At 67.6% G+C, this 18,257-nt stretch carries 18 protein-coding genes; 3 read left to right on the forward strand and 15 right to left on the reverse strand.

Annotation, left to right across the window (positions count from 1 at the left end; all coding sequences use genetic code 11):
- Window positions 1-880 precede the first annotated feature (880 nt).
- Window positions 881-1,456 carry a DUF1579 domain-containing protein gene (locus LZ199_RS39885; protein ID WP_253999050.1) on the reverse strand — a complete coding sequence of 192 codons (576 nt, stop codon included), beginning with the start codon at window positions 1,454-1,456 and terminating at the stop codon, window positions 881-883.
- Between the two features lie 1,006 nt (window positions 1,457-2,462).
- Between LZ199_RS39885 and LZ199_RS39890 the strand changes: the two genes are divergently transcribed.
- Window positions 2,463-3,284: an ATP-binding protein gene (locus tag LZ199_RS39890; RefSeq protein ID WP_253999051.1), complete on the forward strand. Its 822-nt coding sequence runs from the start codon at window positions 2,463-2,465 to the stop codon at window positions 3,282-3,284.
- 195 nt (window positions 3,285-3,479) lie between these two features.
- Complete coding sequence (locus LZ199_RS39895) at window positions 3,480-4,100, forward strand: DNA topoisomerase IV subunit B family protein (protein ID WP_253999052.1); 621 nt, start codon at window positions 3,480-3,482, stop codon at window positions 4,098-4,100.
- A gap of 130 nt (window positions 4,101-4,230) precedes the next feature.
- Here the strand turns inward: LZ199_RS39895 and LZ199_RS39900 are convergent, their stop codons facing one another.
- The 3 genes from LZ199_RS39900 to LZ199_RS39910 form a co-directional block, all read right to left on the reverse strand.
- Window positions 4,231-4,584 (reverse strand): hypothetical protein, encoded by a 354-nt coding sequence (locus tag LZ199_RS39900; protein ID WP_253999053.1) that lies wholly within the window; start codon window positions 4,582-4,584, stop codon window positions 4,231-4,233.
- A gap of 80 nt (window positions 4,585-4,664) precedes the next feature.
- Window positions 4,665-5,825 (reverse strand): CARDB domain-containing protein, encoded by a 1,161-nt coding sequence (locus LZ199_RS39905; protein WP_253999054.1) that lies wholly within the window; start codon window positions 5,823-5,825, stop codon window positions 4,665-4,667.
- A 277-nt stretch (window positions 5,826-6,102) separates the two neighbouring features.
- The gene (locus LZ199_RS39910; protein ID WP_253999055.1) at window positions 6,103-6,525 is read right to left on the reverse strand and encodes a hypothetical protein; all 423 of its coding nucleotides are present in this window, start codon (window positions 6,523-6,525) and stop codon (window positions 6,103-6,105) included.
- A gap of 47 nt (window positions 6,526-6,572) precedes the next feature.
- Between LZ199_RS39910 and LZ199_RS39915 the strand changes: the two genes are divergently transcribed.
- On the forward strand, window positions 6,573-7,259 hold the full coding sequence (locus LZ199_RS39915; protein WP_253999056.1) for a MerR family transcriptional regulator: 687 nt from the start codon (window positions 6,573-6,575) through the stop codon (window positions 7,257-7,259).
- Between the two features lie 19 nt (window positions 7,260-7,278).
- On the opposite strand, the gene LZ199_RS39920 is transcribed toward LZ199_RS39915, so the two are convergent.
- From LZ199_RS39920 to LZ199_RS39970, 11 genes are all read right to left on the reverse strand, one after another.
- The gene (locus LZ199_RS39920) at window positions 7,279-8,559 is read right to left on the reverse strand and encodes a hemolysin family protein (RefSeq protein ID WP_253999136.1); all 1,281 of its coding nucleotides are present in this window, start codon (window positions 8,557-8,559) and stop codon (window positions 7,279-7,281) included.
- 78 nt (window positions 8,560-8,637) lie between these two features.
- Entirely contained in the window at window positions 8,638-9,021 is a 384-nt protein-coding gene (locus LZ199_RS39925) for a response regulator (protein WP_253999057.1), read from the reverse strand.
- Between the two features lie 95 nt (window positions 9,022-9,116).
- Window positions 9,117-9,968 carry a metallophosphoesterase family protein gene (locus tag LZ199_RS39930; RefSeq protein ID WP_253999058.1) on the reverse strand — a complete coding sequence of 284 codons (852 nt, stop codon included), beginning with the start codon at window positions 9,966-9,968 and terminating at the stop codon, window positions 9,117-9,119.
- A 63-nt stretch (window positions 9,969-10,031) separates the two neighbouring features.
- Window positions 10,032-11,240, reverse strand: a complete 1,209-nt coding sequence (locus tag LZ199_RS39935) for a glycosyltransferase (RefSeq protein WP_253999059.1) — start codon at window positions 11,238-11,240, stop codon at window positions 10,032-10,034.
- Window positions 11,241-11,376: 136 nt separating this feature from the next.
- Window positions 11,377-12,063: a phosphate signaling complex protein PhoU gene (gene phoU / locus LZ199_RS39940; protein ID WP_253999137.1), complete on the reverse strand. Its 687-nt coding sequence runs from the start codon at window positions 12,061-12,063 to the stop codon at window positions 11,377-11,379.
- A gap of 23 nt (window positions 12,064-12,086) precedes the next feature.
- Window positions 12,087-12,830: a phosphate ABC transporter ATP-binding protein PstB gene (pstB, locus tag LZ199_RS39945; RefSeq protein WP_253999138.1), complete on the reverse strand. Its 744-nt coding sequence runs from the start codon at window positions 12,828-12,830 to the stop codon at window positions 12,087-12,089.
- A gap of 53 nt (window positions 12,831-12,883) precedes the next feature.
- Window positions 12,884-13,795, reverse strand: a complete 912-nt coding sequence (pstA, locus tag LZ199_RS39950) for a phosphate ABC transporter permease PstA (RefSeq protein WP_253999060.1) — start codon at window positions 13,793-13,795, stop codon at window positions 12,884-12,886.
- On the reverse strand, window positions 13,792-14,781 hold the full coding sequence (gene pstC, locus LZ199_RS39955; protein ID WP_253999061.1) for a phosphate ABC transporter permease subunit PstC: 990 nt from the start codon (window positions 14,779-14,781) through the stop codon (window positions 13,792-13,794). Before pstC ends, pstA begins: the two co-directional genes overlap by 4 nt.
- Before the next feature lie 60 nt (window positions 14,782-14,841).
- Window positions 14,842-15,663, reverse strand: a complete 822-nt coding sequence (locus LZ199_RS39960) for a phosphate ABC transporter substrate-binding protein (RefSeq protein ID WP_253999062.1) — start codon at window positions 15,661-15,663, stop codon at window positions 14,842-14,844.
- Between the two features lie 48 nt (window positions 15,664-15,711).
- Window positions 15,712-16,983 carry a porin gene (locus LZ199_RS39965; protein WP_253999063.1) on the reverse strand — a complete coding sequence of 424 codons (1,272 nt, stop codon included), beginning with the start codon at window positions 16,981-16,983 and terminating at the stop codon, window positions 15,712-15,714.
- Window positions 16,984-17,073: 90 nt separating this feature from the next.
- A complete protein-coding gene (locus LZ199_RS39970; RefSeq protein ID WP_253999139.1) occupies window positions 17,074-17,763 on the reverse strand; it encodes a response regulator in 690 nt (229 codons plus the stop codon).
- Between the last annotated feature and the right edge of the window lie 494 nt (window positions 17,764-18,257).

An 18,257-nucleotide genomic window follows, 5' to 3' on the forward strand; every position in this document is an offset into this window, starting at 1 on the left:
CCTTCTCCACCACCTCGGTCTCCTCAACCCGAGCCTCTTTCACCACCGGATTCATCGTCCCTGCCTGGCTCGCCCTGCACACTAAACTGCTGGGTACGAACTGTCTCACTCACGTTGGCAGAGAGGGCAGCCCCGTAGCCCATGCGCGCACATGTCCTGGACTGAATGGCATCAGTACCTTGGTGCCATTCGTTCTGGCCCCGAGGGACTGCCGGTGACAGTCACGCGGGAGGGAGCCTTCGCGCATCCGAGGCCGCAGGTTCGGCAGTCCAATCCGCTCGGAGCGGAGGGGCTCCCTTTGAAGCCTCGAAAAAAGGCAATCGCACAGCATGATGTGCCGGATACGGCCATGCCGCGCACGCTGTACCTGCTCGCAGAATGCCCAGGAGGGTGCGAGCATGCGGGCGGCCTTCGGATGGTGCTGATCGCCGGCGCGGTCCTCTCCGCCCACGACTACGGCACGGTGGGCGAGCAGCTCATCGCCCTGGGTCGCGGCCTCAGGGTGGGTGGAGCTGCGCAGTTCCTCTTTTCGTGAGGGTTCCGCTTGCCCGGAACGGTTGCTCATCTTGCTCCGGAATCGCTGCTCGGCTGGGCCTGGAATCGGCGCTCGCTGGTGGCCGGTGGCATCCGGAGGAGACGGGGGCCCGACTTGGACGGCCGCTGCAGAGGACAAGTGCGCGCGTGGAGGGAGACGTCAGCGGACGATGAGTCGACCCACCTGGGCGTCGAGTTCATCCACTCCAGATAGGGCACACACAGCAGATACCCGGCCGGTGGGGAAGCCCAGCCCGCCGCGCGATTGTGAAGATGCTTCCCGATTGCTCGGCGGGGCAGCCACGCCGGTGGAGCCTGGGGGCATCGTGCTGGAGGTGCTCGACTCTCACCGCTTGCAGGACAAGGTGTACCCAGTGCTCCAGTTCAGACCCTCCTGTGCGTACTCGCCACGCATGTTCATCTCGCCTGGCGAAACGACATGCTCCGTGTCCTTGATGCTCATCTTGCCCATGGGGCCGCTTGACTCTCCGACCCAGGTGATGCCGTCCGTGGACGAAGAGGTAGAGTATCCGCCCAGGTTGTCGATGATGACATTCATCCACTTGCGAGACGCTGCGTCGAACGTGCGGTACGATGTGAACTTGTATTTGTATTCGCCGGATGACACCGCGAAATCAGTTCGCAGCCATGCCTTGTCGAGGTCTGGCCTGAATTCGACGGTGACTTCGCTTGGGCTCGCACCGCCGGGCCCATGGACAGAGCCGCTACAGGTCCACCTCCCCGTCAGGTCCTTGGCCGCGTCAGCTAGCGCGGATGCGGCGGTGACCACGGGGTCGACCGTGGCGGTCGAGGTTTTCTCAGCGGCAGAGGTCGGGACAGCGTTGGACTGCCACGTCGAAGGCGTGCTGCGACATCCAGCCAGGCTGGCAATGGCGACGAACAAGACGGCGGATGGCCGCATGGACATGTATTCCTCTGGCGGATTTGTTGTGAAGACAGCTCGCATCTAGAGCAGTCTCGGGCCTCGAGGAAAGAGCGCCGTTTACGCATGGATCGGCGGATCCAAGGGTGCTCTGGGTGAGACGCCCTGGCGAGACTGGGAAGGTGCACGCCAGAGAGCAGGGGCGGCGCAATGGCTCCCGCGAGTGACGCGCCGTCAGCGCCACCGCGGGGGCCACGGGTACCTGTGGGGCTCGGCGCACCCGTCAGGCGACACCTGCCTCCGTCATTCCCGAATCCGAAATGGGACGGGAGGCGCTCTTGACGGTGGGCAGGTTCCTGCTGTGCGCGGTTGCTGTTTCACCTCCTGCTCGATCTGTCGAATCGGAGGGCCAGCTTCTACGCGACGGAGACCTTGGACAGTCGGCTAGTAGCAGAGGGGAGATCGACCCACCCGCGTGCAGATGCATTCACCGGGCGACGAGGGGCCCCAGCAGCATGGCACTGTCGTGATCTCGAGGCAGGTGGTGGTCTCCACGAAATCGCAGCTCGCCGCCGCGCATGCCGGAGGTGGGCAGGCCGTGAAGACGCCGTCGCACGTCACGCCCTGGTTGTTCGTGGCAGAGCAGGTTGTCGCGGACGCGGGACAACTGACTGAACCTGTCCCACAAAGGGCAGTGCAGCTTGAGAGTTCGTCCGAGGACGCGGCCAGCTCCGCGCTCTCGCCGGCCACTCCTGCCGGCACGCCTCCGCACGCCATCGCGAGAGTGGCGGCACAGGCCAACAGCCACAGCTTCAAGTTCTTCATTGCAGACCTCCCGTGGAAGGTGTGCGAGCGGAAGACGACCGAGCTGCGGGCCCTGACAAGCTGGCCAGAAAGGAAGTTCCAGAATCCTTGTTGGAAAGCACCCGCCGGTAGACTTCATCCGGGACGAGGCTCAGGATGCCAGCCGAGGCACATCGGCCCACTTCGCGAATCCTGGTCCTCTCGACGCGGATGATGACCAGGAAGGAGGGGTGGTCAGCCCATGAGTCAAGACGAAGAGAATGAGCCGCCAGCCGAGCCCCACCGGCAAGGTCCCCAGAGGCTGGCGGACCTGATGCGAAAGGGCATGTCCCAGGCTCGTGAGCGGCCAGCAGCGGGGCTGGCCCAGCTCGAGGCCGGCTGGAAGCAACGGGAGGTGGAGTCGCGGCAGGCCAAGGCGACGGAGAAGGCCCGGCACGAGGCCGCCCAGGCCGACGCGTGGCCGCTACACCTGAAGCTGTGCCATGCCCCTCCGGAAGCCGTGGAAGCCCTCACCGGGGACAAGGTGCTGGAGACGGCTGCGCTGCGCGCCGCGAGGCACGTCCTGCAGGAGGGGCTGCGCACGCTGTTGCTGTCGGGCGGCACCGGGGTGGGGAAGACAGCCGGGGCGTGCCACCTCTTCAGATATGCGGTGCACCACGAGACGCGCACCGGTCAGCGGCTGCTCGAGTGGGATGCGTCCGCCGGGCTCTTCGTGCGCTGGTCGCAGTTGACGCTCATGCGCGACCCCAAGGCGGAGGACATGCTGCTTCTCCCGCGCGCTGTCCAGGTGCGCGTCCTGGTGGTGGACGATGTCAGTGGGCCGCTGGGCGAGGAGTTGGGGCCGCGCCAGCGGGAGCTCCTCGAGGAACTGGTGGACAGGCGGGACAGGCCCGGACTGGTGACGGCGTACACCACCCGCCTCTCGGTACAGCGGAAGGACGGCGGGCCCTCGGATTTCGCTACCCACGTAGGCGCGCGAGTCGTCTCCCGAATGAGCCGCCAGGGCACGTTCCACCTGGCCGACTGCGGAAACCGGGACCTGCGTCAGGGGGCGAAGCCGTGAAGCGGTTCCTGGCACGCAGAGGGTGCTCTGGGGGCACCTTCGCCACCGAAAGGGACCTCCGTGCCGTCGGGGCTTGGAACGTCAGGCACCGCTCGTCCCATGCAGAGGCCTGACGTTCAGCTCCGGTCCACGAAACGAGTTCCTCCGGCTGTGATTCGGTGAAGGGTATCGGGTCCGTGGTAGGAGAGAACACCCGTGACAAGCATGCACATCAATAAGCTGTGGGGACACGAAGCCATTCGGGCTCGACCGGGGATGTATGTGGGTGGGGAAGACCGGCCCGCACAGGCTGCTTCATTGCTCAAACTGACGGTCGAAGCCGTGGCCTCGACGAGAGATGGACCCGAGAGGATTCCGGTGGAGCTTCGGATATGGCCTGGGCCCGTATTTGAATTGTCCTGCCCGTGGGAGGACGCTCCGTTTCAACTGGTCAGCCATCGAGGGGCTTCCCTCAGCGTCATCGACCTGCACATGACGACCCTCTTCGTTGGGGCGGCTCCCTTGTGGGGCCTGCTGGGTTCGCAAGGAATCATCCTCAATGCCCTGTCGTCCCGAGTTCTCCTACAGACTTCGAACGGTGAGACGCGGCGAGAGGCAATGTACTCACGAGGGGGCATCATCTCTCCCATGATGGACTTGCTGAACTCCTCATTGCACGGCTCGCGCGTCGTCTTTGAGCTCGACCCGTTATTCTTCGATGCCGACGCGCGAGCCCATGCTCATTCGGATGCTGTGATTGAGGATCTGCGTACCCGATTCCCGTGGCTGACGGTTTCGCAACGTGCGGCCGATGCCTCTGCTGGGGACCCGTGGTGACGCGCTCGTGCGCGTATCATCCGAACCGGTCAGGTGCAGACAAGCAGGAGCTGTGCAATCTCCTGCTTGGACGCTGAGGCGAGTCGCCAAGCCTTCGCGAAGTCCAACCCGCCGCCACCCAGGTGTGAACTCATCCGGGTCGTGGAGGGCGCAGGCTGGTCACCGGGAACTGCTGTCCATCCACGGGGAACTGGGTCACCTCTCCACAAGAGTCGCACGTGGCTTCGAAGTGGGTGGACGTCGGGTTGGAGCGGTTCTTCTTCCCGGGGGAGGGGAGCGTGGTGTGAGTGACGGTCACCACATTGCTGTTGTACTTGCCGTCGCACTTGGGGCAGCGGAGCACCTTGATGAACTCATGCACGCCCTTCGGTACGCTCCTTGGTGCGAAGAAGTGACGCTTCACTCCGAGGACCATCATGTAGAGCCAGACACACAGGAAAAGGCCCACTGCGAGCCACGTCAGCGCGGAGGGGGATTCGTCCATGGAGTGCGCCGAGACTATCACGACAGGGCCGAACAGGCCCGCCCGGAATCCTCCCCGGGCGAGCCCTCACGGCGTGCGGACTACGGCAGCGGCAGCAGCGAGCAGAGCAGCCCGCGCCCCGTCGTCCCCGCCGGGCAGCCCGCGCCCTGGCAGTACGTCACGCCCGAGTCCACCGCCGGATTGCCCAACAGCGCCGGGACGCGGACCTGACAGGTGCCCGTGGCCTGGTTGCCCGCCGCGTCCTGCACCCCGTAGGTGAACGTGTAGACGCGCCCGTTGCCCAGCAGCGCCGCCTCCGCGCGGACCAGCGCGGACTTGCCGTCCTGCGACAGCTTGACGTCATCACACGCCAACAGCCGCAGCAGGGACAGCGCGTCGTTCGACTCGTCGGAGCTGACGCGCACCAGCGTGCCCGTCTGCGCCAGCGACAGCTCCCCACCGCAGTTGTCCGTCGCGGGCAGCGCGCAGTCCGCCAGGGACACCAGCACGTAGTCCGAGCCCGCCGAGGGCGTCAGCACGAGCCCGCGGCTGGCTCCGAGTACCGGCGCCGTGGTGTCCACGACGGTCACCGTCGCCGCGCAGCTGTTCGTGCTCGCGCCGTCCGTGACGTCCAGCTGAACCGGCGTCGTCCCCAGCGAGAACGGCCCCGAAGGAAGCTGTGTCACGCTGAATGGCCCCGGGAAGCCATCCGGGTCGTGAGAGCCGTTGTCCACCGAAGCCACGCCCTTGCAGGTCGCGTCCGCCGCCACCGTGACGTTCTTGCAGAGGGCCACCGGACCCTGGTTCGTCGCGCAGGGAATCGGGAAGTCGAACGCGGCGACGTTGTTGGTCTCATCGCCCTCTTCAAAGACTCCGTCATCGTCCGCGACCACCACCACCCGCTGGGTACCCTCGGGCACCGTGAACGAGAGCTGGAAGGGGAAGCTCTCACCCCCCACCAGGAAGGGCACGCTGATGGTGCCCAGACGTGTTCCGCCCGCCCCGGTGCCTCCCGCATAGACAGCCGCCGTGGAGCCTCCAATGCCCGACGTCCAGTTGTTCTTGATGGAGGCGGACAGCGTCAACGCCGTGGTCTGGCAGGACGCCACCAGGTCCTCGACGCTCAAGTCCAGCTCACCCACCGCTCCTTCGTGGATGCCCAATTCGCCCACCGGCTGCGGGGTCTCCTCGGGATTCACACCGTCACAACCTCCCAACAACAGCAGCGCCGCGAGCGCGGGAACTCCCAATGCACGTGTCATGTCTGGCTCCGGTCAAGGCCTCTCATCGAGGCGGATTCCAGATTAATCCAAGAGCTCGTGTCTGTTTAGATGGGTCATTGACTGAGACAAGGGTCCTCGTGGCCTCTGGGTAGCGCATGACGCGTTCGAGGCGATTTGCATGCCTGCTCGTCCTCGCCCTTTCTTGAAAAGCGAGGTGCGCGTCAGGTCCACGAGTGTCAGCGCGCTGTTGGCGGACAGCCATCAAGAGAGTGATTGATGGCGCCAGTGGCTCATGTCGGTGCGGGCCAGAGAGACTTCAGGTCGCGTTGATTCCCGCGAGGATGAGTCCCACGCCGGCCGTGAACAGGCCGAGCGTGAGGCTCGCCGCTCCCACCCACAGCAGGGCGAGGAGCCGGTTGGGCCGCTGAGGGTCCTTGCCCAGCACGGAGAGGAAGAAGCCCGCGGGCATGAGCAGCGCGGCCACCGGCACTCCGAAGCGCGCGACCAGGTCGAAGCCGAGCGGCATCCGGGCCGCGTCGAGCACCACCAGGATGACGAGGCTGAGCAGCAGCAACACGGCCGCATGTGCATGGCCCGCGCGGAAGAAGTTCTTCTGCAGCGCGTTCGCGGGGATACTCCCCCGTCCAACACGCGTCAGGAACCATCCGCCCGATTCCACGGTGATGAGTGACAGCAGCAGGACGCCGAAGAGGATGAGGGTGTGGGGTTGGATACTCATGGTATCCAATGGTAGATACCTTGGGTATCCAATGCAAGGGGCCGTGCATGCGCATCTCTGAACTCGTGGAGCGGACGGGCGTTCCGCTCGCGACGCTCAAGTTCTACCTGCGGGAGGGGCTCCTGCCGGCGGGCGAGGCGACGTCGGCGACGCGGGCCGAGTACGGCGAGGCCCATGTGCGGCGCATCGCGGTGATTCGCGCGCTCACGGAGACGGTGGGCCTCAGCGTGCAGAAGGCGCGGGAGGTGCTCGCGCTCATCGACCGCCCGGAGGACGACCTCTTCGCGACGCTGGGCCGGGCGATTGCCGCGCTGCCGCCCGACGTGACGCCCAAGTCCACCCAGGACCACCCCCGGGCGCGCGCGGTGCTGGAGAAGCTGGGCCAGGTCTATGACCCCGGGTTCGTCGCGGTCGCCCAGCTGGAGCAGGCGCTCGCCGCGGCCGAGTCCGCGGGCATTCCTCTGGATGACGCGCGCCTGGCGGTCTACGGGCCGCACATCCGCGCCATCGCCGAGTTCGACGTCGACAGCATCCCCCGGGAGGCCACGGCCGCCGTTGAGTACGCCGTGCTGGGAACGGCGGTCCACGAGCCCGTGCTCATCGCGCTGCGTCGGCTCGCGCATCAGGATGTCGCGGCGCGACGGCTGGGAAAGAAGGGCCCGGACCCGCGCGCCTCGAAGCGACCTCCCGCGCGAGGTGCGTCGTCCGGTCGCTCCCGGCCCAAGGAGTCCTGAGGTTTCCGCCGCCGGCGGCTCAGGTCTCCTCGAGCTTGGGCGCCGGCAGGTGGATGCGCACCGAGCGCACACGCCGGGGCGTGGCCTCCAGGACCTCCAGCTCCAGCCCGTCCTTCGTCGTGAGCTTGGTGCCGGGCTCCGGAATCGCGCCGCCCGCCAGCGCGATGCTCAGCCCCGCCACGGTGGAGTAGTCCTCGTCCTCGTCCAAATCCAGGCCCAGCTCGCGGTTGATGTCCCGGATGGCGGCGCTGCCCTGCACCACCGCCGCCACGGGGCTCTCGCGCAACACCAGCTCCTCGGGCAGCTCCGACTCGCTGAGGATGTCGCCCACCAGCTCCTCGACCATGTCCTCCACCGTCACCAGGCCCACCACGCCGCCGCGCTCGTCCACGATGATGGCCAGCTGCATGCGTCGTCGCTGAAGCTCCTTCAGCGCGTCCATGGCCCGCATCGTCTCCACGAGGAAGAAGGGCGGCCGCACCACGTCCTCCAGGACGATGAGGTGGCCCTCCCAGGCCACGCCGAGCAGGTCCTTGGCGATGACGTAGCCGACGATGTTGTCCAGCGTCCCCTCGAACACCGGCATCCGCGAGTGCCCGTGCTCCAGCAGCGTCTGACGAATCTCCTCCGCGTTCGCGTGGCGGCGCAGCGCGACGATGCTCTCGCGCGTCACCATCAGCTCGCCCACCGTCAGGTCCCCCATCTCGAACGCCCGCGAGGCGATTTCCCCCGCGCGAGGGTCCAACGAGCCCTGCTTCGTGGCCTCCTCCACCAACGACTGCAGCTCCTCCGCCGACAGGCGGCTCTCGCTGAAGTTCGTCCTGTCGCCGAACAGCCGCAGCACCACGTTGGAGCTGGCGGTGAGGAACCACACCACCGGCCGCATCAGCCACGACAGCCCATTCAGCGGACGGCCGATGAGCAGCGCGTAGCGCTCCCCGGCCCGCAGCGCGAGGGACTTGGGCACCAGCTCGCCCAGCACCAATGAGAGGTACGACACGATGATGACGACGCCCGCCAGCGCGACTTCGTCCGCCGTCTCCGCTGGCAAGCCGAAGCTCGCCAGGAGCGGCGCCAGTCGGTTCGCGATGCTCGCGCCGCCGAAGGCCGCCGCCGTGGCGCCGATCACCGTGATTCCAATCTGCACCGTCGCGAGGAAGCGCTCCGGGTCCTTGCGCAGCGCCTCCACTGCCTTCGCGGAGCCGCTGCCTTGCTCCACCAGCTCCTTCAGCCGCGTGCGGCGCAGGGAGATGACCGCGAGCTCCGCCCCGGCGAACACGCCATTGGCCAGGACGAGCAACAAGATGATGAGCAGCTCCGAAACGATGACGGCCCTCCTGTCAGGAGCCCTCTACCGTAACCCCGGATGCCCGGCCGCTCACTCACCAAGTGACTGCAAGAGGAGAGACAGTTGATCCTGGCTGGCGCCCTTGGGCAGGTAGTAGTGGGGGCCGGACAGCAGGGCGTCGCCCACGTCCTGGGCCGCCGCCGACGTGAGGAATACGACGCGGGGCAGGGGACCGCGGGGCAGTTTCGCCACCACCTCCAGCCCGCTCATGCCCGGCATGTTGAGGTCCAGCAGCATGACCTCGTAGCGCTCTCCGCGCCGGAGGCTCGCCAGGGCCTCCTGGCCATCCGCCGCCTCGGTGGCTTCATAGCCCAGATCTTCCAGGCTCAGCCGAAGGAACTCCCTCCAGTCCGCATCGTCATCGACGACGAGCACCCGTCTCGCGCTTTCTTCATCCGTGTCCAGTCGCGCCAAGCATCCTCCCCGACACGGGGAGAACCTCCCTGCGCACCCTCGACATTCGCTTCCTCGGGAGAAATGGCCCCTGCCTGGAGAGCAGGGGGGCGGGCTCAGAACAGGGCCATGCCCAGCTGAGTCACCAGGTACTGCAGGGCGGGGCGGACGTTGTGTCCCGCCGTCCGAGGCCGCTCGGGCTCCGTCGACTGACACCACTGGGGCTCACCGACCAGGCGACCGTCCGAGTGTTGGAGCAGCCGGAAGCGCCCCAGGTCCGTGGAGCTGCCCGCGTTGAAGACGCGCAAGGGGCGCCCGTGCGCCGTGTCCAGCACTGTCTCGCCAGGCTGGTGACGGTGGCCGTGCAGCACCAGGTCACACCGCCCCTGCACGCGCGTCACCAGCTCCGCGCCCAGGGACAGCTCGGAGGCGTGGGGCCAGCCCATGCGCGTGGCCAGGCGCTCCGGGAAGCTCTCCTCGGGCAGCGGCAGCACATGGTGATGCACCAGCACCGCCACCAGCGCGTCGCGCGGCGCGGCGTCGAGCGCGGCCTCCACCTGCTCCACGGTTTCGAGCGACAGCTCACCGTGGCTCGCGAAGTAGTTGCGGTTGTGCTCGCCCGTGGAGTCCACGCACACGAAGTACACGCCGGGGCGCTCCACCGTGCGGACCTTGAGGCCGTCCATCCACGTGCCTCCCACGTCCTCGCCGGGGCGGTCGTGGTTGCCGGGGATGAAGGTGAGCCGTCCGGTGTCCAACAGCGGCGCGAAGATGTCGACGAACCGACGGTACTCCTCGCGCGAGCCCTGGTGTGTCAGGTCCCCCGTCACCACCACGTGGTCCGCGCGGCTGGCCTGGACGGCGCAGAGCAGCGCTTGCGCGGAGGCATCACTCTCGGGGCTCAGGTCCAGATGGAGATCTGAAAGGTGCGCCAACGTCCGGAGGGGCATGCGAAGCAAGGTAGGCATCCCTCGCGGCGGCTTCACGTCCGTGCGGTGAAACCGCCGCGAGCGCGAGGAAACAGATGTGCATCACCCGGCGACCCACTCGTCCCGTGGGGGGAGGGTGTTGTTCACCGCGGACACCGCCGCGCGCGGAGGCAACAGCCGGGTGCCGGGGCCCACGCGCAGGCGCGTGCCACGCCAGTCCACCGTGCGGAAGAACGCGCCGTGCCACCACGCGGCGAAGAGCAACACGTCCTTGGCGAGCACCGCTGGCGCGGCGCGCCACGACACCGACTGCGGTCGCAGCGCGCGAAACACCGCCAGGTCCACCAGCACCTTGCCGATGATCACCCCCATCGCCACACTCACCGCCTCCGGGGTGGGGCTGGCGAGCACGCCCAGGAGGGCCAGCGGCACCGGGTTGAGCAGGGCCTGCGCGAGATAGGTGGGCGGCGTGACGGCCGTCCGGTGGATGACGCTCCAGCGCAGGTAGCGCTGGAAGAAGGCGCGCACGCTCTTGCCCAGGGACACGTTGTAGACAGGCGCGCACGCGACGACGACGCGCCGACCCAGCTTGCGCGTCACCCACTGGCCGATGACGTAGTCCTCCGCGAGCACGTCCCGCACCGAGTAGAAGCCGCCCAGCGCCTGCACGTCCTCGCGGCGCAGCGCCATGGACTTGCCCACGACGATGTCCTGGTCCGCGCAGCGCTTGGCGCCAATCATCCCCGCCGCCGCGCTGGACGTCAGGTAGAGGTTGTCCAGCAGCGAACCGAAGCTTTTCTCACCGATGCCCGCCACCGGGTGCGTCACGCAGCCCACCGTGGGGTCCGCGAAGCTGGCGGCGATCTCCTCCAGGTATCCGGGGCCCACGCGCGTGTTGCTGTCGCTGATGACGAAGAGGTCGAACCGGGCCCGGTCCGCCAGGGTGATGAGCTGGTTCACTTTCGGATTCAGCCCCGGGGCGCCCTCCTGCAGCGCCAGCCGCATGACGCCGGGCCAGCGGCGCACCGCCTCCACCGCCACCGCATGGGCCGCGTCACGCGTGTCCTTCACTCCCAGCACCACCTCGTACGCGCCGGGGTAGTCCAGGTGGGCGAAGTGCTTGAGGTTGGTCTCCAGGTCGTCATCCGCGCCGCACAGGGGCTTGAGGATGGAGATGCCCGGCCACGCCGCGCCCGGAGGCAGGGCCGCGGGACGCTGCCGGCGGTGGCGGAGCACGAGCACGTACTGGACGACGAGCGCGGTGAGGCCGAAGCAGGCGGCGAAGAGCAGGAGGGCGGAAGCGAGCGACATGCGCGGGCAGTCCCAGGGGGAGGCGCGCGGTCATCGCGCGACCTGGGTTCCACGCTAGGGGCCTCGCGCGTCAGGCCCGCGGAGCGCTCGCGGCGCCGGGGCCAATTCGACGTGACAGCGCAGTGAAGCCGGCTGGCTAGTCGCCCAGGTTGCGGCTGCGCGGGTGGCGGATGTCCTTGCCCCGCACCATGTAGACGACCATCTCCGCCACGTTCATCGCGTGGTCGCCAATGCGCTCCAGGTGCTTGGCGATGAACATCAGCGCGGTGGCCCGGCGGATGTTCTTCGAGTCCTCCATCATGTACGCGAGCAGCTCGTTGAAGATCTTCAGGAAGAGCGCATCCAGCAGGTCATCGCCCTGGAGCACCTCCTCGGCCTTCGTCACGTCGCCGGAGACGAACGCATCCAGGGAGCGCTTCACCTGGCGCTGGGCCAGCTCCGCCAGCCGGGGCGTGTCCACGTAGGGCGCCAGCGGGGGCGCCTGGTTGAGGTCGATGGAGCGCTCGGCGATGTTGACCGTCAAGTCGCCGATGCGCTCCAGGTCGGTGACGATCTTCAGCGCCGTGGTGATGAGGCGCAAGTCACTGGCGGCGGGCTGGCGCAGCGCGAGGATGCGGCGACACAGCTCGTCGATTTCGACCTCCAGCCGGTTGACGTCCTTGTCCGCGGCGACGACCTTCTCCGCCAGCGCGCTGTCGCGGTCCGTGAGCGCCCGCATGCTCTGGGCGATGAGGCCCTCCACCTTGGCGCCCATCGCGAGCAGCTTCTCGCGCAAGTCCCTCAGGTCCTGCTCGAACGCCTTGTCCGTGTGAGTCAACGCCATCGCCGCCACTCCCTTCGCTTCGCTCACCCGAACTTCCCGGTGACGTAGTCCTCGGTGCGCTTCTCACGCGGGTTGGTGAAAATCTGTTCCGTGGCGCCGCATTCCACCAGCTCACCCATGTAGAAGAAAGCCGTCCTGTCGCTCACCCGCGCGGCCTGCTGCATGTTGTGGGTGACGATGGCGATGGTGTACGTCGCCTTCAGCTCGTGGATGAGCTCCTCGATTTTCGCCGTGGCGATGGGGTCCAGCGCGCTGGCGGGCTCATCCATCAGCAGCACCTGGGGCTCCACCGCCATCGCCCGGGCGATACACAGGCGCTGCTGCTGGCCGCCGGACAGGCCCAGGGCGCTCTCGTGCAGCCGGTCCTTCACCTCGTCCCAGAGGGCGGAGCCGCGCAGGGACTTCTCCACCCGCTGCTCCAGCGCTGACTTGTCCTTCATGCCGCCCACGCGCAGGCCGTAGGCGACGTTCTCGAAGATGCTCTTGGGGAACGGGTTGGACTTCTGGAAGACCATGCCCACGCGGCGGCGCAGGTCCACCACGTCCACGCTGCGGTCGTGGATGTCCATGTCGTCCAGGAGGATGGTGCCCGTGTGGTTGGCGCCCGGAATCAAGTCGTTCATCCGGTTGAGCGCGCGCAGGAAGGTGGACTTGCCGCAGCCGGAGGGGCCGATGAGGGCGGTGACGCGCCGGTCCAGGATGGCCAGGGAGACCTTCTGGATGGCCGCCTTCGTGCCGTAGCGCAGGGTCAGCTCGCGCGCCTCCATCTTCGGGCGCGGGGCGTTGGGATTGAGGGACATGGAGGGCGTGTACCGTGGGGTCAGTGGGAGCCCGCGGCCTTGCGGCGCGTGCGGGTCCGGATGATGACCGCGACCAGGTTGAGGGCGAACGTCAGCAGCAGCAGCACCAGCACCGTCGAGTAGAGCAGCGGGCGCGTGGCCTCCACGTCCGGTGACTGGGTGGCCATCACGTACGTGTGGTAGCCCAGGTGCATGAACTGGGAGTTGAGGTGGGTGGGCAGGTCCGGCAGGAAGTAGGCCGCGCCGGTGAAGAGGATGGGCGCCACTTCGCCCGCGCCCCGGGAGATGGCCAGCACCGCGCCGGTGAGGATGCCCGGCAGCGCGCCCGGCAGCACCACCCGCCCCAGCGTCTGGGACTGGGTGGCCCCCAGCGCCAGGCTCGCGGTGCGGTGGTCCATGGGCACCGCGCGCAGCGCCTCCTCGGTGGAGACGATGACGACGGGCAGCGTCAGTACCGCCAGCGTCAGCGAGGCCCAGAGGATGCCCGGCTGCGCCCAGTACATCTCCTCGTGGCCCAGCGCCCGGTCCATGCCCTGGCCGACGAAGAGGATGAAGAAGCCCAGGCCGAACAGGCCGAAGACGATGGAGGGCACGCCCGCCAGGTTCACCACGGCCACGCGGACGAAGCGGGCGGAGAGCGAGTTCGGCGGCGCGTACTCGTGGAGGTACACCGCCGTCAGCACGCCCACCGGCATCACCGCGACTGTCATCAGCAGGGTGAGGGCGGCGGTGCCGAAGATGGCGGGGAAGATGCCGCCCCCCATCATCCCGTCCTCGGGCGGCTTGGAGAGGAACGTCCAGGTGACGCCGCCAGCTCCGTTCTCCACGACGTTGAAGAGGATGATGCCCAGCATCGCGATGATGATGAAGGCGGCCAGGCCGGTGAGCGACGTGAGCGCGAGGCCCACGGCGCGGCGGGTGTTGGGCGTCACGAGGCACCTCCCGTCAGCTTGCGGACGACCCGCCGGGTCCATGTGGACGCGATGAGGTTGAGCACGAAGGTGAAGATGAAGAGCTGCACGCCGATGAAGAACAGGAGCGAGTAGTGGGGACTGCCCACCACCACCTCGCCCATCTCCGCGGCGATGGTCGCCGACAGGGAGCGCGCCGAGTCCCCCAGGCTCCAGGAGATGACGTCCGCGTTGCCGGAGGCCATGAGGACGATCATCGTCTCGCCGATGGCGCGGCCGAACCCGAGCACACACGCGGCGAGGATGCCGGGCGCGGCCGCGGGGAGGACCACCTTCCACGCGGTCTCCCAGGGCGTGGCGCCCAGGGCCAGGGAGGCCTCGCGGTAGCTGCGTGGCACCGAGGTGAGCGCGTCTTCCGACACGGTGAAGATGACGGGGACGATGGCGAGCGCCAGTCCCAGGCCCGCCAGCATGGCGTTGAGCGGCCGGTCGAAGCCGAGGGCCTCCTTCACCACCGTGGACATCACCATGAGGGCGAAGAAGCCCAGGACGACGGAGGGGATGCCCGCGAGCAGTTCAATGACGGGCTTGAGCAACTCGCGCAGGCGGCGGGGCGCGAACTCCGCGGCGAACAGCGCGCCGAAGACGCCCAGGGGCACGGCCACCAGCATGGAGACCGCCGTCGTCTTCAGCGTGCCGACGAACAGCGGAATCATGCTGACCTTGGGGACCTTCGACACCGGCTGCCAGCGGAAGGGCGGCCTGCCCGGTGCCACGTCCTGGGCCAGGAACATCTTGGAGAGGCTGGCCTCGTGGCGGGCCTCCGGCTCCGTGAAGAGCGCGAGGGCCTCCTTCGCCACGAAGATGATGATGAGGATGAGCGCCGCGATGCCGGTGAAGGCCATCAGGGTGATGAACCCCGCGATGACCTTCTCCCGGAGCTGACGCCGCCGCGCGGCCGGGGACAGCAACGGTGCGACGAGCGGCTGAGTGAGACCCTGCTCCATGATGGCCTGTCTATCCATAGTGGCTCGGGTCCTCTCGTGACATTCGTGTGACGGGAGACTTCACTTCACCGGGAAGTAGCCGACCTTCGTGACGACGGCCTGTCCTTCGGGGGACAGCGCGAAGTCGATGAACGTCTTGGCATCCCCGGAGGGCTTGTTGCGCAGGTAGAAGTACAAGTCACGTGACAAGGGGTACTTGCCCGTCTTGATGTTCTCCGCCGTGGGGGCGATGTCCTCGTTGCCCTTCTTTATCTTCAGCTCCTTGATGCCCTTGGCGTACGCGGAGCCGCCATAGCCGATGCTGTTCTTCTCCTTGGCGACGGCGTTCACCACCGCGGCGGTGCCGGGCAGCGTCTGGGCGGAGGCCGCGTAGTCGTCGCCGTCCAGGACGTGGTCCTTGACGAAGACGTAGGTGCCGGAGGAGTTCTCACGGGAGTAGATGATGATGGGCGCGTCGGGCCCGCCGAGCTGCTTCCAGTTGGTGATGTCCCCCACGTAGACGCCCTTGAGCTGCTCCACGGTGAGCGCCGTCACGGGGTTGGCCTCGTTGACGTAGAAGGTGACGCCGTCCTTGGCCACGGGGATTTCCACGCCGATGGTGTTGTAGCGGGCGCGCAGCTTCTGCTTCTCCGCGTCCTTGATTTCACGGCTGGACATGGCGATCTCCGTGGTGCCGTTCTGGAGCGCCGCCAGGCCCACGCCGGAGCCGCCACCGGTGACCTGCACCTTGGTGGCGGGGGTCTTCTTCATGAACTCCTCGGCCCATCGCTGCCCGAGGATGACCATCGTGTCCGAGCCCTTCACGGTGACGTTGCCCGCATGGGCGGAGAGCGGGAGAGCGAGCAGCAACCCGATGACCAGTGAACCGAAAATTGCCTTCATGGCGGATCCAGCTCCTGCGAAGTGGTGGTGTTGGAACGAAGGTAGGGCCTAGTAGCGGGCCTGCATCTGAATCGTGAAGAGGTTGTCGTGCGGGTCCTGGGCATCGCCGGGATGGGCCGTCATGGGCATCTCGTACGCGGCGGTGACCTTGAGGTTCTCCCCGACGTAGTGGAGGACGGCGACGGCCAGGGTGCCCACCGAGTTGGTGCTCGCGGGACGTCCGTCAGACGCGCTGTTCTTGCGTCCATTCTCCGGGTCGAAGAAGTCGTAGCGGACGGCCACCGCGTTCGACAGGCCCACGTTCTGGACCACCAGGCCGTACCAGCCGCTGGCGGGCACGCCGGGCTGCTCCACCTTCACGTCTCCGGAGCTCTTCCAGTACGACGTGCCGGTGATGTACTCGCCCTTGATGGCCGTGGCGCCCAGGGGGAGGACATCCAGGTAGAGCTGCGCGTCCAGCGCCACGCGGTCTCTCGTGTACGCCCTGCGGAAGGTGTCCGAGGGGGCCTTGGTGATGGTGTGGCCGTACCAGCCGGAGACGCCTCCGGACAGCCAGCCCAGGTCGAAGCCCGCGCGGCCGATGACGTCCTTCTCCTTGTCGTTGTCCGAGCCGATGAAGCCCTGGTTGAAGATGCCGTCGCCGTCGAAGAGGCCGGCGCTGACGTTGACCTTCCCCTCGAGGAAGGTGCCGGCGAACTTGACGCCGCGGTCGCGCTCATCGGGCAGGAAGGCGCGCACGACGCGGGTGCGCTCGGGAATCTCGCGGTCCGAGGAGGACTGCACGGCTTCGTAGCCGAAGGGCCACTTCATCTGGCCCAGGGTGAGGCCGGCTTGCTGGTGGGTGCCGGGGATGAAGAGGGTGGCCTCGGCGTCGCGCACGGTGACGAACGGGGAGGTGGGCACCGCGTCGATCTGCAGCAGCAACTGCGACCAGTCCGTGGTGTAGGTCGTCTTGATGCGGCCCCGGCGGATGGCGAAGCGGCTGAAGCCGCCCGTGCCGGTGTCGTCCAGGCTCTCCTGGTACTGGTAGCGCGCCTGGACGTAGCCGGAGATCTTCAGCTTCTTGAGGGAGATGAGGTCGTTCTTCGTCTCCGTGTTCTGCTCCTCCAGGGCGGCGACCTTGCCCTCGGCGTTCGTCATGCGCTCGACCAGGTCCGCGTCGGCGGGCGCGGCGTCGGCGGGGGGCACCTGCGTGCTCGCGCCGTCCTCGGACGTGGGGGCCTGGGCGGCGGGCGGCTCGGGGGGCGCGGTGGGCTCCTGGGCCCGGGCGAGGGCCGGGCTCAAGGAGAGGGTGAGGACCGCGGTGACGAGTTGACGCATCGGGGAGGGTTTCGGGAGGGTCACGAAACTGGCTTCTAGGTAACGAGCGTGGCCGTTTCAGGACCGTTGTGTGACATCGGTGTCACGAAGTCAGTGGGCCGGGTCGACGATGCGGTAGCCGACGCCGCGCACCGTCTCCAGCAGGTTGCGCGCGGGGCCCAGCTTGTCGCGCAGGCGCATGACGTGGGTGTCGATGGTGCGCGTCTCCAGCGAGGAGGACAGCCCCCAGACCTCCTCCAGGAGCTGCTCGCGCGTCTGGACGCGGCCCGTGCGCGTCATGAGGTGTCCCAGCAGGCGGAACTCCAGCGCGGTGAGGGGGACCTCCTTGTCCTCGACGTAGAAGCGGTGCGCGGACAGGTCCAGCTTGAGGGCGCCCAGGGCCAGGGGCGCGGCCTGGGGGGACTGGGGCGTGGCCCCGCGACGGAGGATGGCCTTGAGGCGCAGCACCAGCTCCCGGACGCTGAAGGGTTTGACGACATAGTCGTCCGCGCCGACCTCGAAGCCTCGGACGCGGTCCGCCTCTTCGCCCTTGGCGGTGAGCATGACGATGAGGATTTCGCGGGACTGGGCTCCCGCGCGAAGCTGCCGGCAGACATCGATGCCGGACATGTCGGGGAGCATCAGGTCCAACAGGACCAGCTCCGGTGGGCGCTCGCGAGCGGCGACGAGCGCCGTTTCACCCGTCGCCGCGAGCTGGGTGGAGAAGCCCGCGTCGCGCAGGTTGAAGTCGATGAGGTGGGCGAGGTCGGGTTCGTCGTCGACGATGAGGACGTGGGCCATGGCGGGCCGGAGTCTGCGCGTCTCGGTTTCCATGCACGTGACGCGTTTGCAACGATTGTGTGAGGAAGGCCCAGGGCGGACAGGCTGGCGGGCGCGTGCACCCCGCGCGAAGTCCCGACAGAAGGTGACAGCCCACTCCGGCGATGAGTCCACACGCGATGACGCGTGCGGGGGCGTCAGGCCAGATGTCCCTGCGGGCGAGACGTCGCTGAGACATTCGTGAAAGCCAGACGTGCCGCGGTGGTGCGGGCTCGGGGTGCGGGCTTGTCTGGTGTTTTGTCGGGGAGTCGGGTTGTTTCGATGTCTGGAAAGGGAGGGATTCGGGCGGGTGACGCGCCAGGTACCAGGGGACGACGCGTGTTGTTCCTGGGTACCAATCCACTGTGGGCTGCAGGACCCCGGTTCCCCTCAAGTGTTCAGGGGGTAACAGCAGTCATGGGGGGATGAGGATGTGTCATATTGCTCATGGGTTGTCAGTGACTCATTTGAGAGGG

The sequence above is a fragment of the Myxococcus qinghaiensis genome (assembly GCF_024198215.1).
GTDB lineage: Bacteria > Myxococcota > Myxococcia > Myxococcales > Myxococcaceae > Myxococcus > Myxococcus qinghaiensis.

Bases quoted from the DNA above. Each gene is read 5' to 3' on its own strand.
- LZ199_RS39885 (WP_253999050.1), bottom strand. From the start codon at position 1,456: ATGCGGCCATCCGCCGTCTTGTTCGTCGCCATTGCCAGCCTGGCTGGA.
- LZ199_RS39890 (WP_253999051.1), top strand. From the start codon at position 2,463: ATGAGTCAAGACGAAGAGAATGAGCCGCCAGCCGAGCCCCACCGGCAA.
- LZ199_RS39900 (WP_253999053.1), bottom strand. From the start codon at position 4,584: ATGGACGAATCCCCCTCCGCGCTGACGTGGCTCGCAGTGGGCCTTTTC.
- LZ199_RS39905 (WP_253999054.1), bottom strand. From the start codon at position 5,825: ATGACACGTGCATTGGGAGTTCCCGCGCTCGCGGCGCTGCTGTTGTTG.
- LZ199_RS39910 (WP_253999055.1), bottom strand. From the start codon at position 6,525: ATGAGTATCCAACCCCACACCCTCATCCTCTTCGGCGTCCTGCTGCTG.
- LZ199_RS39915 (WP_253999056.1), top strand. From the start codon at position 6,573: ATGCGCATCTCTGAACTCGTGGAGCGGACGGGCGTTCCGCTCGCGACG.
- LZ199_RS39930 (WP_253999058.1), bottom strand. From the start codon at position 9,968: ATGCCTACCTTGCTTCGCATGCCCCTCCGGACGTTGGCGCACCTTTCA.
- LZ199_RS39935 (WP_253999059.1), bottom strand. From the start codon at position 11,240: ATGTCGCTCGCTTCCGCCCTCCTGCTCTTCGCCGCCTGCTTCGGCCTC.
- phoU (WP_253999137.1), bottom strand. From the start codon at position 12,063: ATGGCGTTGACTCACACGGACAAGGCGTTCGAGCAGGACCTGAGGGAC.
- pstB (WP_253999138.1), bottom strand. From the start codon at position 12,830: ATGGAGGCGCGCGAGCTGACCCTGCGCTACGGCACGAAGGCGGCCATC.
- pstC (WP_253999061.1), bottom strand. From the start codon at position 14,781: ATGGAGCAGGGTCTCACTCAGCCGCTCGTCGCACCGTTGCTGTCCCCG.
- LZ199_RS39960 (WP_253999062.1), bottom strand. From the start codon at position 15,663: ATGAAGGCAATTTTCGGTTCACTGGTCATCGGGTTGCTGCTCGCTCTC.
- LZ199_RS39965 (WP_253999063.1), bottom strand. From the start codon at position 16,983: ATGCGTCAACTCGTCACCGCGGTCCTCACCCTCTCCTTGAGCCCGGCC.
- LZ199_RS39970 (WP_253999139.1), bottom strand. From the start codon at position 17,763: ATGGCCCACGTCCTCATCGTCGACGACGAACCCGACCTCGCCCACCTC.